This is a genomic window from Fodinibius salicampi, assembly GCF_039545095.1.
GTDB lineage: Bacteria > Bacteroidota > Rhodothermia > Balneolales > Balneolaceae > Fodinibius > Fodinibius salicampi.
The window spans coordinates 1,496,197-1,512,522 of sequence record NZ_BAABRS010000001.1; the positions used below are offsets into that span (position 1 = coordinate 1,496,197).

Annotated in this window: 16 protein-coding genes and 4 tRNA genes; 10 read left to right on the forward strand and 10 right to left on the reverse strand. The window is 42.0% G+C overall.

Annotation, left to right across the window (positions count from 1 at the left end; genetic code table 11):
• Positions 1 to 9: 9 nt before the first annotated feature.
• Positions 10 to 1,017 carry an AAA family ATPase gene (locus ABEB05_RS06255; protein ID WP_265788505.1) on the forward strand — a complete coding sequence of 336 codons (1,008 nt, stop codon included), beginning with the start codon at positions 10 to 12 and terminating at the stop codon, positions 1,015 to 1,017.
• A gap of 113 nt (positions 1,018 to 1,130) precedes the next feature.
• Here the strand turns inward: ABEB05_RS06255 and rpsA are convergent, their stop codons facing one another.
• Both rpsA and cmk read right to left on the reverse strand, forming a co-directional pair.
• The gene (gene rpsA / locus ABEB05_RS06260) at positions 1,131 to 3,134 is read right to left on the reverse strand and encodes a 30S ribosomal protein S1 (RefSeq protein ID WP_265788507.1); all 2,004 of its coding nucleotides are present in this window, start codon (positions 3,132 to 3,134) and stop codon (positions 1,131 to 1,133) included.
• A gap of 79 nt (positions 3,135 to 3,213) precedes the next feature.
• Entirely contained in the window at positions 3,214 to 3,870 is a 657-nt protein-coding gene (gene cmk, locus ABEB05_RS06265) for a (d)CMP kinase (protein ID WP_265788509.1), read from the reverse strand.
• 153 nt (positions 3,871 to 4,023) lie between these two features.
• Here cmk and rpsT point away from each other — a divergent pair, with 153 nt between their 5' ends.
• The 3 genes from rpsT (at position 4,024) to ABEB05_RS06280 (ending at position 8,638) form a co-directional block, all read left to right on the forward strand.
• Positions 4,024 to 4,275, forward strand: coding sequence for a 30S ribosomal protein S20 (rpsT, locus tag ABEB05_RS06270; protein ID WP_265788511.1), 252 nt, complete (start codon positions 4,024 to 4,026; stop codon positions 4,273 to 4,275).
• Between the two features lie 18 nt (positions 4,276 to 4,293).
• Positions 4,294 to 5,814 (forward strand): 2,3-bisphosphoglycerate-independent phosphoglycerate mutase, encoded by a 1,521-nt coding sequence (gene gpmI / locus ABEB05_RS06275; protein ID WP_265788513.1) that lies wholly within the window; start codon positions 4,294 to 4,296, stop codon positions 5,812 to 5,814.
• Between the two features lie 217 nt (positions 5,815 to 6,031).
• Positions 6,032 to 8,638, forward strand: a complete 2,607-nt coding sequence (locus ABEB05_RS06280) for an ATP-dependent Clp protease ATP-binding subunit (protein ID WP_265788515.1) — start codon at positions 6,032 to 6,034, stop codon at positions 8,636 to 8,638.
• Between the two features lie 109 nt (positions 8,639 to 8,747).
• Here ABEB05_RS06280 and ABEB05_RS06285 read toward each other — a convergent pair whose 3' ends face one another.
• Positions 8,748 to 9,878 (reverse strand): hypothetical protein, encoded by a 1,131-nt coding sequence (locus ABEB05_RS06285; protein WP_265788517.1) that lies wholly within the window; start codon positions 9,876 to 9,878, stop codon positions 8,748 to 8,750.
• A gap of 139 nt (positions 9,879 to 10,017) precedes the next feature.
• Here ABEB05_RS06285 and ABEB05_RS06290 point away from each other — a divergent pair, with 139 nt between their 5' ends.
• From ABEB05_RS06290 to ABEB05_RS06315, 6 genes are all read left to right on the forward strand, one after another.
• Entirely contained in the window at positions 10,018 to 10,977 is a 960-nt protein-coding gene (locus ABEB05_RS06290; protein ID WP_265788519.1) for a glycosyltransferase, read from the forward strand.
• 70 nt (positions 10,978 to 11,047) lie between these two features.
• Positions 11,048 to 11,121, forward strand: a tRNA-Pro gene (locus ABEB05_RS06295).
• A gap of 95 nt (positions 11,122 to 11,216) precedes the next feature.
• Positions 11,217 to 11,290: transfer RNA gene (locus tag ABEB05_RS06300), tRNA-Arg, on the forward strand.
• Between the two features lie 13 nt (positions 11,291 to 11,303).
• Positions 11,304 to 11,374 (forward strand) — tRNA-Cys (locus tag ABEB05_RS06305).
• A gap of 81 nt (positions 11,375 to 11,455) precedes the next feature.
• A tRNA-Glu gene (locus ABEB05_RS06310) sits at positions 11,456 to 11,531 on the forward strand.
• Positions 11,532 to 11,827: 296 nt separating this feature from the next.
• Entirely contained in the window at positions 11,828 to 12,250 is a 423-nt protein-coding gene (locus ABEB05_RS06315) for a Dabb family protein (RefSeq protein WP_265788520.1), read from the forward strand.
• A gap of 3 nt (positions 12,251 to 12,253) precedes the next feature.
• Here the strand turns inward: ABEB05_RS06315 and ABEB05_RS06320 are convergent, their stop codons facing one another.
• From ABEB05_RS06320 to ABEB05_RS06350, 7 genes are all read right to left on the reverse strand, one after another.
• Positions 12,254 to 12,610, reverse strand: coding sequence for a nuclear transport factor 2 family protein (locus ABEB05_RS06320; protein ID WP_265788522.1), 357 nt, complete (start codon positions 12,608 to 12,610; stop codon positions 12,254 to 12,256).
• A gap of 304 nt (positions 12,611 to 12,914) precedes the next feature.
• Entirely contained in the window at positions 12,915 to 13,352 is a 438-nt protein-coding gene (locus ABEB05_RS06325; RefSeq protein WP_265788524.1) for an SRPBCC domain-containing protein, read from the reverse strand.
• Between the two features lie 20 nt (positions 13,353 to 13,372).
• Positions 13,373 to 14,305: a VOC family protein gene (locus ABEB05_RS06330; protein ID WP_265788526.1), complete on the reverse strand. Its 933-nt coding sequence runs from the start codon at positions 14,303 to 14,305 to the stop codon at positions 13,373 to 13,375.
• A 61-nt stretch (positions 14,306 to 14,366) separates the two neighbouring features.
• On the reverse strand, positions 14,367 to 14,768 hold the full coding sequence (locus tag ABEB05_RS06335; protein ID WP_265788527.1) for a VOC family protein: 402 nt from the start codon (positions 14,766 to 14,768) through the stop codon (positions 14,367 to 14,369).
• A 25-nt stretch (positions 14,769 to 14,793) separates the two neighbouring features.
• A complete protein-coding gene (locus ABEB05_RS06340) occupies positions 14,794 to 15,207 on the reverse strand; it encodes a VOC family protein (RefSeq protein ID WP_265788529.1) in 414 nt (137 codons plus the stop codon).
• Positions 15,208 to 15,238: 31 nt separating this feature from the next.
• Positions 15,239 to 15,838: a dihydrofolate reductase family protein gene (locus tag ABEB05_RS06345; RefSeq protein ID WP_265788531.1), complete on the reverse strand. Its 600-nt coding sequence runs from the start codon at positions 15,836 to 15,838 to the stop codon at positions 15,239 to 15,241.
• Positions 15,839 to 15,993: 155 nt separating this feature from the next.
• The gene (locus tag ABEB05_RS06350) at positions 15,994 to 16,251 is read right to left on the reverse strand and encodes a hypothetical protein (RefSeq protein WP_265788533.1); all 258 of its coding nucleotides are present in this window, start codon (positions 16,249 to 16,251) and stop codon (positions 15,994 to 15,996) included.
• Positions 16,252 to 16,326: the final 75 nt, after the last annotated feature.

The following is a 16,326-nucleotide window of genomic DNA, read 5'->3' on the forward strand; positions in this document are numbered from 1 at the left end:
AAAATTATCATGGACAACACTCCATCATCCGTAAACATGCAAGCATTGGGCGAACGGATTCAACAATCCAGCGCTTTTATTGAAGATATTTATTCAGAATTAAACAAAGTCATTGTTGGCCAACAATACATGATAGACCGGCTGCTGGTCGGATTGTTAGCAGACGGCCATGTACTCCTTGAAGGTGTTCCCGGACTTGCTAAAACCCTTACCGTCTCATCACTTGCTAAAGTGATTAACACGAAGTTTCAGCGCCTTCAGTTTACACCCGACCTTTTGCCGGCCGACCTTATTGGTACACTCATTTATAATCAAAAAGAAGCGGAATTTACTGTAAAGAAGGGGCCTATCTTTTCGAATATCATTCTGGCAGATGAAATTAACCGTTCCCCTGCCAAGGTACAAAGTGCATTGCTCGAGGCAATGCAGGAATTACAGGTCACAATAGGAGAAACTACTTATCCATTGGAGGAACCGTTTTTAGTATTGGCGACACAGAATCCCGTTGAGCAGGAAGGGACCTATCCCCTGCCTGAGGCTCAGGTAGATCGTTTTATGATGAAAATAAAGATTGACTATCCCAGTGAAAGTGAAGAGTTGGAAATTATGCGTCGCATGGCTCAGACGGGTGAAAAACAGAAATTAAAACCAGTCGTAAGCACACAAAAAGTCCTCGAAGCACGCGAGGTTATTAATCAAATTTATATTGATGAAAAAGTTGAGCAGTATATTATTGATCTGGTATTTACTACGCGAAAACCCAGTCGCTACGATCTCGATGATTTAACGGAGCTGATTAACTTCGGTGCCTCACCCCGCGCTTCTATAAATCTCAATCTTGCGGCTCGGGCTCATGCCTTCATGCAGCATCGGGCTTATGTTACTCCCGAAGATGTTAGAACGATTGCTATGGATGTTCTCCGCCACCGGATCATCCCAACTTTCGAAGCAGAGGCTGAAAATATTACTTCCGAAGATATTATAGAGAAAATAATGTCAACGGTACAGGTACCATAGTCGGTTATCTTTTTTTCTCTCACGAGCTAAAAGCTTATCAATAAAAAAGGCTCAGCGTTTTGAACGCTGAGCCTTTTAATTTTATAAAAGATGAAAGAGAAATCTAGAAGCTGTTATTCCTGCTCATCAGCAACCTCTTCTTCCTCTCCCTCGTCCTCATCAGCTTTATGCAGTTTTCTAGCTGCTTCAGCTTTTTCCTTTTCAGCCATCTGCTCTTTAAGATCAGCAAGGCCAGACATTTCACCGAGTGTTGGTGTACCAGTCTGCGGTGTAGGCTGATCTGAAGAAGAAGATCTGCTTTTCTTTGTCTTCTTCTCGGATGATTCGGCTTTCTTAACGTCTTGTTCTCGCTGACTGAGCGTAATATTCTTATTTGATTCATCAAGCTCAATTACGAATGCCTCAACGCTATCGCCTTCAGAGAAATTCTCTTCCGGCTCACCATCTTCAGCAGTTTTACTTGCGGGTAGGAAACCTTCAAGTCCAAATGGCAGGTTAACAAAGACTCCTTTATCGGTTGTCTTGATAACTTCGCCCTCGACCTGACTGGTTCCGCTGTATTCCTCTGCGAATTTCTCCCAGGGATTCTCCTCAATCTGCTTATGACCCAATGTAATTCGACGGTTTTCAAAGTCAATCGCCAGAATCACAACTTCAATTTCATCATCCTTATCGATAATCTCGTTAGGATGATTGACTTTTTCGGTCCAGCTCAGATCAGAGATATGGATGAGTCCGTCAATACCGGGTTCGAGTTCAACAAACACACCGAAGTTGGTGAGATTGCGAACGGTTCCGGTATGCTTGGATCCAACGGGATATCGTTTGTCGATATCCTCCCATGGATCTTTCTCAAGCTGCTTGACACCGAGTGAGATTTTCTTCTCGGGCTCATTCACATTAAGAACTACACAGTCAATGATATCATCCTTGCTAACCAGCTGTGACGGATGCTTAATATGCTGCGTCCATGACATCTCACTGATGTGGATAAGTCCTTCAACGCCTTTCTCAAGCTCAATAAAGGCCCCGTAATCAGCAATAGAAACAACCCGGCCCTGAACCTGAATATTCTCAGGATATTTAAGATCAATCTCATCCCAGGGATGCGGCTGTAATTGCTTCAATCCGAGAGAGACACGTTTGGTCTCATCATCAAAATCGATAACTGCGACATTAAGGTGTTGATCCAAAGAAACAATCTCTTCGGGATGCTCCACACGTCCCCATGAGAGATCCGTAATGTGCAACAGGCCGTCCACTCCACCTAGATCGATAAAGACTCCAAAGTCGGTAATATTTTTGACGATACCTTCAAGAACCTGTCCTTCTTCAATCGTTGAGAGAATTTCTTCGCGCTGCTCTTCAAGATCAGACTCGATAAGAGCACGGTGAGAAACGACAACGTTTTCGGCATGCATATTGAGTTTCACAACCTGAAACTCCATGGTTTTACCTACATAGGCGTCAAAATCGCGTACCGGTCGTACATCGATCTGCGAGCCGGGCAGGAATGCATCTATGCCCATAATATCCGCAACCATTCCACCTTTTATACGTCGTTTAATATATCCTTCAATAACTTCGCCTGTTTCAGCAGCACGTTCAATAGTCTCCCAGGCATGGAGAATATCTGCTTTGCGACGCGAAAGGATCAGTTGTCCTTCCTGATCTTCAACCTTATCCAGAAACACATCAACTTCATCTCCCGGAGCAAGGTTTTCTACAACTTCATCAGGAAATTCATTTGCCTGAACAATACCTTCTGATTTAAATCCTATATCAACAATTACATAATCTTCATCTACTGAAACAACACGCCCGGTAACAATTTCCTTCTCTTCTATCTCATTAAGCGTGTCTTCATACATTCCTTCCATCTGATGAAACTCCTCATCAGTATAATCCTCCGATGCAGCCTGCAGCTGGTCATAGGTATAGGTTTCATCTTCATCGATTTCACCGGTAAATGAGGGTACAGATTCTTCTTCTGGTTCTACCCGCACCTCTTCTTCAGTAACAGCATCAACTGCTGTGTCTTCGGTTGCCTCCTCGGCAGTTGTGACCTGTGCTTCTTTTTCTTCTTGGTTTTCTTCTTGTTTTAGTTCTTCTGTCATTATTAGTTTTTGATTAAAATTACCGCATCCTTACGATCGGGATGGGATTAGTGTTAAGGTTATAGTTAAATCATATTGTTCAACTATTTAGTCTTTCGCGTATTTCTAAACAAATTTTATCGACTTGTTGTTCAAAACTTAAGTTGGTCGTATCAACTTCAATAGCATCTACTGCTTTTTTGAGCGGATCAGTTTCCCTGTTCGAATCCTTATGGTCCCGCTCTTCGATATTCTGTTTCACTTGTTCAAGTGTTAACTCCGGATTGTCGGTCTTTCGCTCTTCATATCTGCGCCGGGCTCTTTCTTCAATATCAGCCGACATATAAAACTTTAAATCAGCATCTGGAAAAACGGCCGTACCCAGATCTCGTCCTTCCGCTATATATGTGCCGCGATCCACGACATCGCGCATCAAATCATTTACGAACTGACGAACATGGGGTCTTGCTGCTACCTCGGAAACATATTCAGCTACTTCTATCGTTCGAATACGGCTGGTAACCGACTCCCCTTCAATAGCAACATGGAAACATCCATTGCTATAATGGAATGTAATCGTTTTATCCTGCAACAACTTAAAGAACAACTCTTCGTTCCGGTCAGCCTCCAAATAAAGCAGGGTTGCTGTTCTATAAAGCGCTCCGGAATCCAAATATTCGATATCTAACTTGTCGGCAACGGCGCGTGCTGTAGAGCTTTTACCAGACCCTGCCGGTCCATCGATCACTATGATCATAATGGAAAGTCTCCTAAATTACCCTTCTTTTGTTAATTTTTCAATGATTTCTTGTTTTCTGATTCCAGAAATTTTAACTTTGGCCTCCTTCTGAAATGGCGAAGAAGATAATACGAATTAATTTGAAGAACTGATAAGAAACTCTCAAAAAATATGCCACAACATAAATCAGCAGTTAAGCGAGTACGACAAAACGAAAAACGCCGGCAACGTAATCAGCCCAAACGCTCAAAATTAAAGACGCTGGTAAAAAAAGCTCTCGACACAACCGAAAAAGAAGAGGCCAAAGAAGCTGTGAAAGAAGCCACCTCTTATTTAGATAAGATGGCGGCCAAAGGATTGATCCATGAGAACTTTGCAGCCAGAAAAAAATCCAAGCTGGCACAGCATGTAAATAACCTCTAAATAAATATCCCCTTTACTTTGGCCGATTCAACATCTAAAGCACTTTTGGTCATATTGGACGGCTACGGGCTTGCAGAAAATCCCGATGTTAGTGCAATAGACCGCGCGGATACTCCTTTTATTGACTCTCTATTCCGCGACAATCCCCATTCTAAGCTGAAAGCCAGTGAGGAAAAAGTGGGGCTGCCGGAGGGACAATTTGGCAACTCAGAGGTCGGTCATTTAAATATTGGAGCCGGACGTATTGTCCCCCAAGAACTTACCCGGGTCAACACTTCTATAGAGGACGGTTCTTTCTTTGAAAATGAGGTGCTCACTACCGCCGTTGAAAAGGCTAAGGAAAATGGTCGTATCCATATAATGGGGCTCTTTTCGGATGGCGGCGTTCATAGTCACAACGAGCACCTGTTTGCGCTCCTAAGATTAATGAAAAAAGAGGACGTACCTAATACCTATGTCCATGCTTTTACTGATGGCAGGGATACCGATCCGCACGAAGGCCTAAACTACGTAGAGGAGTTTAAAAAACAGGCTAAAGAAATTGGCGTAGGTACCATCGCCTCTATTGTTGGCCGATACTACGCTATGGATCGGGATAATCGCTGGGACCGTACCAAGTTAGCCTATGATCTGCTAGTCCATGGCGAGGGAGAAACGTATAACACCCCTCAAGAGGCTCTTCAGGCATCTTATGATGATGAGGTTACTGATGAATTTGTTACGCCCAAACTGATCGACCAGGATCCGGATTCGCGCATCCAAAAAGGGGATGTCGTTATCTTTTATAACATACGGGGCGATCGCGCACGACAGATCACCCGCGCTCTTACCGAAAAGAATTTTGACAAGTTTGACGTCGAAAAGGATCTCGACCTACACTATGCTACGTTTACCTCCTATGATGATACCTTCGATGTAGAAGTCGCTTATCCTCCCCTGCCGCTTACCAATACATTGGGAGAAGTCGTTAGCAGGCATCAACTTAAGCAGCTGCGAATTGCCGAGACCGAAAAGTATCCGCATGTAACGTACTTTTTTAACGGTGGTGAAGAAATCGCTTTTGAAGGTGAAGATCGCAAACTGATTCCAAGTCCCAAAGTAGCTACTTATGATCTTCAGCCGGAAATGAGTGCTGTAGAAGTGGCAGATACTTTATGTAAACAGCTAAGCACCGAAAAATATCATCTTTGCGTATTAAATTTTGCCAATCCGGATATGGTTGGCCATACCGGCGATATGGAAGCAACCATCAAAGCAGTTGAAACGATCGACCGACAGTTAAAAAAAGTAGTTGAGACGGCAACAAAGCATGGATATAAGATACTCATTATTGCTGACCACGGAAATGCAGATAAGCTTATTGACGAAAAAGGAAATCCCCATACCGCGCACACTACGGCGATGGTTCCCGCACTAATTTTAAATGAAGAAAAAGTACGAACGATGAATGACGGGATTTTAGCAGATGTGGCTCCTACCCTTCTCAAACTTATGGGACTTCCACAGCCAAACGAAATGACTGGCGACCCTCTGTTTTAACGGCCGACTACCCCTTTCCTGCAATTTATCACCTATCTTTTGGGCAAAAATTGAGTGAGAATTAAAAAAATACTGTTTGAGCAGTAAATCCTTCCGTTTTAGTTTGCTTTTGCACAACGCCAATACTACTTTCGATAGTGAGTATGAACTAAATTCCCGACTCACTCGTTAAAGCCATTGACAGATAACCCAAAAAAGTTAAGAAGGTTCGTTTTTTATGGAGGGTAATTTTTCAAGCAAAGTTCGAGACGTCATCCAGTTCAGCCGCGAGGAAGCTCTGCGGTTGGGGCATGATTATATCGGCACTGAACATTTAATCTTAGGAATTGTACGCCTCGGCGAAGGTGTTGCCGTTAAGATTCTAAAAAATCTTAACTGTGACCTTTTCAAACTGAAAAAAACCGTAGAAGATACGGTCCGTGGAACCGGAGGCTCTGTGAAAGTGGGCAACATTCCGCTCACGAAACAGGCAGAAAAGGTCTTACGCATCACCTATCTGGAAGCGAAGCTCTACAAAAGTGATACGATTGGCACTGAACACCTGCTGTTATCTTTGTTGCGTGATGACGAAAATATCGCTGCGCAGATTTTGCAGCAATTTAATGTGTCGTACGATGCAGTTCGAGAAGAGCTGGACCTTATTATTTCAGGTAAGTCACCAGACAGTGGAAACCGGCAGGACTCTCGTTCGGTTTCAGCCAGTCTCTCGTCTTCATCAAAAGGTTCAAAATCATCCGGAAGTTCACGAGAAAAGAAGATGGAAAAATCAAAAACACCAGTACTTGACAACTTTGGTCGCGATTTAACACAAATGGCCGAAGAAGGTAAACTCGATCCAATTATCGGTCGAGAAGATGAAATTGAACGCGTGGCCCAGGTCTTAAGCCGACGCAAAAAGAACAATCCAGTACTCATCGGGGAACCCGGTGTAGGAAAAACAGCTATTGCTGAAGGGTTGGCAACACGCATTATGGAGCGTAAGGTTTCCCGTGTTTTATATGACAAACGCGTGGTAGCCCTCGATCTGGCTGCACTGGTTGCTGGTACAAAGTACCGGGGACAATTCGAGGAACGCATCAAGGCCGTAATGAATGAACTTGAAAAAACGGATGACATCATCCTGTTCATTGACGAACTTCATACGATTGTAGGAGCCGGAGGCGCGAGCGGTTCTCTGGATGCATCCAATATGCTCAAGCCTGCGCTGGCCCGAGGAGAAGTTCAGGCGATTGGGGCAACAACACTCAACGAATATCGCCAACACATTGAAAAAGATGGCGCTCTGGAACGACGGTTCCAAAAAATTATGGTCGATCCCACTACTCCGGAAGAGACTATTGAGATTCTTTCCCAGATTAAAGATAAATATGAGCAGCATCACAGCGTTGCTTACTCAAAAGAAGCTATTGATGCCTGTGTAAAATTAACGGATCGCTATGTAACCGATCACTTTTTACCGGATAAAGCTATTGATGCGCTTGATGAAGCTGGCGCACGTGTACACTTATCCAATATTCACGTTCCACAGCACATTATTGATCTGGAAGAGGAAATTGAGGAAACAAGTAAAGAGAAAAACGGAATGGTCAAAAAGCAACGCTTTGAAGAAGCGGCCAGACTCCGTGATAAAGAAAAACGATTAACAGAAGAGCTTGAACAAGCCCAGGATGAGTGGGAAAAGCAAGCTGAAGAAATCATTTATGATGTTGAGGAAGAAGACGTTGCCAAAGTAGTAGGCATGATGAGTGGCGTTCCTGTCAGCAAAATAAATCAAAGCGAGAGTAAAAAACTCGTGAAGATGAAGGAAGAACTTTCAAAGCAGGTGATCGGACAGAATGAGGCGGTTGTTAAGCTTACAAAAGCGATTAAACGTACCCGCGCGGGTCTTAAAGATCCTACACGTCCGATCGGTTCATTCATCTTCCTCGGCCCCACTGGCGTAGGGAAAACGGAAATGGCCAAAGTACTTGCTCAGTATTTATTTGATAAGGAAGATGCGCTCATACGAATTGATATGAGTGAGTATATGGAAAAGTTCTCGGTCTCTCGCCTGGTTGGTGCGCCTCCGGGTTATGTCGGATATGAGGAAGGCGGCATGCTCACTGAAAAGGTACGCCGAAAACCGTACAGCGTTGTGCTTCTTGATGAAATTGAAAAGGCTCATCCGGATGTATTCAATATTCTTCTGCAGGTATTGGATGATGGTATTCTTACCGATAGCTTAGGACGGAAAGTAGATTTCCGTAATACTATCATCATTATGACATCCAACATCGGGGCCCGGGATATCAGAAATCTGGGTCAGGGCATCGGATTTACGCCTGGCGACAGTAGTTTGGATTACGAGAAGATGAAGTCAACTATTCAGGACGCTTTGAAAAAAGTCTTCAATCCTGAGTTTCTTAATCGTATTGATGATGTGATTACTTTCCGTGCACTCGAGAAAGAAGATATCTTCCAAATTATCGACTTGCTCTCTGACGACCTCTTTGAACGCATTCGTGATCTCGGCTATGAAATTGAGGTTACGGACGGAGCCAAAGATTTCCTCAGTGACAAGGGATTTGATCAGAAATATGGGGCACGTCCGCTTAAACGTGCTATCCAAAAATATGTAGAAGAGCCACTGGCGGAAGAGCTCCTTGAGGGAGAGCATCCTGAAGGCTCGCATATTAAGATCAAAATGAATAAATCCCGCGACGGACTTACTTTCAGTTGGTCAGAATCGGAGGAAGATGAGGTATCATCATCTGCCAATGAAGAAGAAACCGATAATAATTCTGATTCGAAAGAGAATAAGGAATCAACTGAAGCAAAAGCGTAATTTAACAACAACTTACAAATAAAAAGGCCTCCCTGATCGGAGGCCTTTTTTGTTTTAGGTAAAAATAGATTTTAAGAATGAATGTTTATATTCCAGTTTACTTTTCAACCTAAAAATTTACACCAATCGTTAATTCCTTATTTGCCCCTTTCAATTTATATTGATTGGCAGAAAGCCTGTCAATATCTATTTTAAAATCTTCATAAAAGCCTAATGCTTCCGATAAGCTGTTGCTCACAATATCGCGACGGGCTAAATCCACGGCCTTTAGTTCTATGTTATTCAGGATCCCTGAGGTTTCAGAATAACGGCCGCTTAGAATAACAATCATTTGATCCTCGGGGAAAAAATCTGCATAAAAGACCGGATCTTGTATACTTGTACTACCCAGGCGCTCCCCGCTCAGGACATTATGCACACGAACCCGCTTGGAGGAAAAAACTGTAATATGTCTGGCGTCTTTTGACAGTTGTGCTCCTTCCAATTGCTCTCCGGGAGAAAAAAACCCGATCTCATTACCATATCTATCCATAACCAAAACCCGGTCATTGGCTCCTTCCGCCCCGGTAATAATAGTTACCCAATTGCCATCTTCTGATACTTCCAACTCTTTTATAAACCGTTCTTCATGTTCAAAAATTCGTCTCAGCTGGTTATCCATTCCCAGTAAACCTGCTTTCGAACCAATTTTTTCACCTCTCTTAATTTTAGGGGTGAAGATAATTGTAGTTGCTCCATCTGCACTACTTCTTACTTCAGAAATAGTTTCTCCTTCCTCACTGTTACTTCCACTTGTTATGGTAGTGCCTGTATTTCCATAACCATCGTGCATGGCAAAATTCATAATATTACTGCGTAATAGTAATTTACCAGAGTTGAAAGGGTAAACAGCCAATGACGGATCATTCGGCTTAATTGAGATAGAAGAATAATTATTCAATGTATCTCCGTTGGCAGAAAGCAAGGTAATCTCTGCTGATTCGCCGGTATAGTCCAGTAAACTTATTATGGAACGATCAGGAGAAAATCCTGCAGAAAGATGACTACTAACAGACTTTCCAGAATCCAAAAAAGTTATTGCACTAGATTGAATTTCAACTTTAGCATCCCCGGATAATGAAAAAACAGTCGGGCTATTATTAGCGGTTTTACCTGCAGAGGAAAAATGGAGTGATTGTCCCAAAACTCCTATAGGTAACAAAAAAAGAATGAAAAAATACGATAAACTAATACGACTCATAAAACTATATTATTACTCAGCAATTAAAAATAAGAAGGTTCAAGAACGTAAATATTTAATACAGATGCAGAAAAATAGATCTCATTTTCTACCATATTCTTTGTAGATTTTGCCTACTTTGAATTTGAACAGAATAAGCATGTATTTTTCAATTATTATACCGGTTTATAACCGACCTCAGGAAGTAGATGAGCTCTTGGAAAGTCTTTGCAAACAGAGCTACACAAATTTTGAAACACTTATTATTGAAGATGGTTCCGATAAAAGCTGTAAAAATATCGTTGATAAATATATAGATCGGCTTAATATCCGGTATTATTACAAGGAAAACTCGGGACAAGGTTTTAGCCGGAATTATGGCTTCGAACGGGCGGAGGGGGATTATTTTGTGGTCTTTGATTCTGACTGTATCATCCCCCCGCACTATTTTGAGACTGTCAACCGGTTCCTTCTAGAGCATCCGGTAGATGCTTACGGCGGGCCAGATCGTGCTCATCCTGACTTTACACCTGTTCAAAAAGCGATAAGCTATGCTATGACTTCTCCTCTAAGTACCGGTGGAACAAGGGGAAATAAAAAACATGTAGGTATTTTTCATCCCAGAAGCTTTAACATGGGCATTTCTTGTGAAGTATATGAGCAAACCGGCGGATACCGGATTACCCGAATGGGAGAAGATATCGAATTCAGTATCCGAATAATAGAGTCAGGATTTTCTACCGCCCTTATTGAGAATGCCTTTGTTTACCATAAAAGACGGTCAAACATGATACAGTTTTTTAAACAGCTCCACTTCTTTGGACGAGCCCGTATCAATATTAGCCGGTTTTATCCAAATAAAGTAAAATTCATTCATTTTCTACCTGCACTCTTTACCCTTGGGATAATCTTTTTTTTCTCGCTCCCCTTTTGGAATCTATCTCTCTTTAAACTCCTCTCCGTTCCTTTTCTAGCATTCATTGCACTTATTTTATTCCATGCCTCATATAAAAATAAGAGTCTTAATATTGGAATACTGAGCGTAGTCGCAGTATTTACACAACTAACAGCCTATGGGATAGGTTTTTTACAGGAATTATGGACAAAGACTAGAAAATAAATTCATTTCAATTTGAAATTGATTTGGGTTAACAAGACTCTTATATTTGACATCTTTCTGAGAAGAAATTCGGGGAGTAGCGCAGTCCGGTAGCGCATTCGCTTTGGGAGCGAAGGGTCGCAGGTTCAAATCCTGTCTCCCCGACACATAAAATCGATATCTTCTCAAAAGATTGTTTTTTGAAATACTGCTTTGCGAAGCGTTTTTGATTTCAGCAGGCTTCGGACGCTTCTTTCTAAGCGCCCGTAGCTCAACTGGATAGAGCAACGGCCTTCTAAGCCGTAGGTTACAGGTTCGATTCCTGTCGGGCGTACTGGATAAAAATTGGCGACATGGCCGAGTGGTTAGGCAGAGGTCTGCAAAACCTCGTACGGCGGTTCGAATCCGCCTGTCGCCTCAATTTTGAAATAAACTATTAGGAGCTAATTTTACGCTAGTAGTTTTATCCACTCTACAGTTTTAAGATACGACAATTAATGCCGCGTTCGTCTAGGGGTTTAGGACGCCGCCCTTTCACGGCGGTAGCACGGGTTCGAATCCCGTACGCGGTACCATACTTATAGCCCTTGCATCCGGCAGATGCAAGGGCATATTTATTGGACAAAATGACGTATCGCGTTAAAGCGGCAAGTACTAATAAAGCCGCACTTAATTGATTGTTTTGAATATTCTTGTGTATCCAACTTAACAGTAAAATAAAGACTGGTGTTATATTTCCATTTTCTTTCTGTAAAGTTTGGAAAGATTATCTAATAACGAAGGCTAAAAACCTTTGAGTTGCAAAATAACATACAAGGTGTATCTTATGGGTACTTTAAGGACTAATCCAAATTAATCTAAAAATACTATAATGAAATCTTTCGTCCCTTTTTTGTTAGTGGTCCCTCTCCTCCTTATACTCTCGGCTTACTCAACTGAACAACCGAACGAACAAAAAATTGAAAGCCAGTCCACTAACATGCTACAGCATACCGTATATTTTTACCTAAATTCAGAAGTAACCACTGAGGAAAAAGAACAGTTTGAACAAGGATTAGAGGAGCTTCTAGAAATCTCTGCAATTCATAAAGCAGAGTTAGGGATTCCCGCCGAAACCGAAGAGCGTGAGGTAACTGATCACGATTTTGCTTACGCCATTTATACTTGGTTTGAAACCATGGAGGATTATAAGACCTATGCCGATCATCCCGATCACCTCGAATTTATTGATAAATACAATGATTTATGGGCGGATGTAAAAGTGTACGATGCAAACCTTATCGATACTAAGTAAAAATTATCCTGTAGTCTCAATTACATACGATAACATCTCTGTAATTTGGGGGTTCTTGAATCCACTAAACTTGTAGACATCACAAAATGCAAACGCTTTATCTTCACCCGGTATCTTCATAATACCGTTGACGGAGGCTTCTTTCCCATGGGTTATGATATGGTGGATTGTTAGCTCCATGGGTTTCTCCGTCTCCATCTCTTTTAATGCCCTGGTAAATGCCTTCTTGCCTTCTATCGTTTGATCGCCGACAATTTGCCACCGAATAGTGTCTGTAACATGGTCGGCAATAAAATCCGTATCGCTGCGGGCAAAGGCTTGGTTCAATTCCTCTAAAAATTCCTGATTCTTTGTTTTCATAGCATTTTTAATTTGGTGTCTATATTAGTTCACATTCTTTATTAAGAATAGCTGTTCCAAAATATTAAACCTATCAGATCTGGATTCATTTAAGTTTTATAATAATATTCCATCATCACTAAGCCATCTGGAAAAGCCTGACTATTCATAAACTCCAGCTCTGGTTTTTCTACAGCTCATTAAAATGCTGATGCAACTCTTCTCCAGATACATCCACTTAATTTTATATCCAGGTCTTCGATATATCCATCACCATCAATAGAGACCAGTTGGGGGGATTATTTTTCCTCATTAGATTAGTGGATTATTCCTCCGCCAATCTCTTCAATTTCTCCAGGGCTTTCGGCCACATATCTAGGAACATCTCTTCGTGCTCTTCTTCGATGTCCATGTCGACGGCTACCGTTGTTCTTCCATTTTCCTCAGTAAAAATGTAATTTTCAAATGCGGGCGCCCACTTTTGGGCTTCCTCGCTCTCGGTATCTTCTACACCGTCCTGTATGATGCCAATATGCTTGATGGAAATAAATTCATGCGGCCGGTTCTCCGCGATAGTAGATACCATGCCCTGACCGTTTGCGTCAAGGAAAAGAATCTTTTCTCCTTCCTCCCAGCTTCCCTCAAAATGCGAGCCTTCGGTAAAAGCCATAGTCCACTGCCGGTAGGTTTTGTCTTCAAGCATCGTACTCCAGACCTTTTCTTTCGGTGCGTTGATCGTTTTTGAAAAATGCAGTGTTATCATGATTTCTCCCTTTTTGATGATTACTTGTTTCCTTCAAACGCTTCCCGCAGCTTTTGGATGTCAAACTTTTTCATCTGCAGAAAAGCATTCGTTACGCGTTCTACTTTTTCGGAATCCGAATCGTTCAGCATTTCGAAAAGTTGGGTTGGTGCTACCTGCCAAAAAACTCCGAACTTATCTTTCAGCCAGCCGCACTGCTCGGCCGCAGGTACGGCTGACAAACTCCAAAAGTGATCAATTTCTTCCTGAGTATCGCACTGGATAAGCAACGATACGGCCTCATTAAACGTAAAACCAGCATGCTCTGGAGAGCTGTCCATGACCATAAACACCTCTCCATCGTTCAGGCGAAACTGGGCGTGCATAACGCTGCCCTCCGGCTGATCTTCACCCGGACCATAGCGCAATATTCCGGTGATGTCCGAATCATCGAAAAGTGAAGTATAGAGATTTACCGCTTCCTCGGCCTGACCTTCTTCATCAACAAACATCAGGGAGGGAACAATTTTTTGTCCGTGCACATCTTTCAGATTGCCGAGGGAAATCTGCCAGGTGAGTCCGTACTGGTCCTGTACCCAGCCGTATTTTTCACTCCATTCATATTTATCGAGCGGCATCATTGGAGAGCCGCCTTCAGATAGCTTCTGCCAAATTTTTTCTACTTCCTCCTCTGTTTTACAGGTCACATAGAAAGAAATGGCCGGGGTAAAACTGAAGTGTGGTCCGCCGTTGAGGGCGATCATTTTATAGCCTGCAAGATCAAAATCCACCGTCATTACGGTCCCAGCTTTCTGGCCATGAAATTCCTTTCCGGCTTCTCCGTATCGGGAGACACTTCCGATTGTTGAATCCTCAAAAAGCGAGGTATAAAAATTAACGGCTTCTTCGGCCTTATCATCGAACCACAGATGTGGTATAATTTTTTGAGTATGCTCTTTATTTTCGTTTGACATAATATCTCTCTCCATCTTTTTATTTTCTTTTAATTTTTAGTGAAGTGTCCATTATTAATTTTTACTTTCCATTATAGAATACATTCCATTTATGGCCGTCAAGGTCTGCAAAACCACAGCCATACCATTTTTCCATAATTGCCTGGGGTTCACTGAATACAGTACCGCCCGCCTTTTTAACTGCTTCCGCCCATTCATCAACTTCTTCTTTACTATCAGCCGAAAGGGTGAACATTACTTCATTACCTTGGTCTAAATCGGCTATTTCACCATCGATACTCCACTTAAATCTTTTCTCCTCAAAAAAGTGAACCACAAAGTCATCCTGCCCGACTAAAAAACTGGCCAGCCCATTTTCTTTGGAAAATTCTCCATTGGGCCTAAATCCCAACTTTGTATAGAACACGTGGGTTTGTTCAAGATCTTTTACCGATAAATTTGCCCAGACCAGCTTTGTTTTCATAATGTTTCTTTCTCTTTTGATTATTTTATTGTTTTTTATCAAAGTTTAGCATCCATACCTTACCAAACTTATCTTGTACAACTCCGAACAAGGCACCCCATGATTTTTCTCCTAAAGGATCAATGATGTTTCCTTCCCTGGAAAGTGTGGAAAAGCACCTGTCTATTTCTTCTTCGTGATCAAAGTTTAGAGAAATCGCCATATCATTCCCTGTGATGAATTCATCCGCCTGAGTCATATCCGTTGCCATTAACAAAAAGTCGCCATTGACAAGACTTGAATGCATAATCTGATCTTGCATGCCCGCCGGACATTGGTCAGCAATAGGTGTTTCAGCAATGGTTTGCAAAGTTAGTTCACCACCGAAACAATCCCGGTAGAATGTCATGGCTTCGCGGCAGTTGCCGTCAAATGTCAAATACGGATTTGCTTGTATCATAGCATTCGGTTTATTAGTAAGTTATTTTGCATTATGAAAAAGAGCCGAGCTTGATCTCACCGTCTCTTTTGTAAGAAGCAATTATTACACCGCTTGGTGACGACTTTGATTCGATTAGTTTGAAGGCGGCGGGAATGGTCCCCTTGCCAAATAACTGCTTGCCTTTCCCCAGCGTAATAGGAAATATTTTTAACCACAGTTCATCGACTAAATCATTTGCCAATAAAGTTTGTACAAAGTTACCGCTGCCATATACCTGTAAATCGGGCCCATCCCCTGCTTTTAGCTCTTTTATTTCCTCTACGACATTACCCTCCAATTGAATCGAGTTCTCCCAGGTGAATTCCATGGGTTCGTGTGAGGCTACATATTTAGTTGCTTCGTTGATGCCCGGCCATTCATCAGCATGCTCGGGCCAGTAAGAAGCGAATATTTCGTAGGTAACTCTGCCAAGAAGTAAATCAAACGGCTTACTCATCTGTTTATTCATGACATTGCCTAATAATTTATCAAAGTAGGGCACCGTCCATCCTTCAAGATCAAAACCACCGGAGGGATCTTCTCCTTCTCCTCCGGGTGCCTGAATAACGCCATCAAGTGATATAAATGTTAAAACTACCAGCTTTCTCATGATTTTAATGTTTTACTTAGGTGTTCCCTTAATTTAATTTCTGATAGTAATATAGTATCTAAATAAACAGGGTGCGTGGTGTTAATACGCCATTCTTACCGGTTGAATGCGACAAACCATTCTTGTAGATGGTGATCTGAATACAAAATGTAGTCTTAAATTAATCGATCACTCCGGAACCCAAGATTTGATACTTTTTTATCTATCAGCTTTGCTTCGAAATGGGGATGACATTCAATGCGCAATACATTATCCCGATCATCCAAATCTATATCCACCTGGTAAACATTATCTAGTTCCATAAGTTCTTTCTTTGTCTGCTCTACTTTGATCGGTGTATTTATGTTTGAACTAAATACCAGCACTTTCAGATTCTCCGAAATAATATTATTTCCCTTCACAGATTGTTGCATTTTTTTATAATAATTTGCTTTTCCTGAGTATAGCAGCAAGTATTGACAACCCTATGTCACAGTTTCTCTAATAAA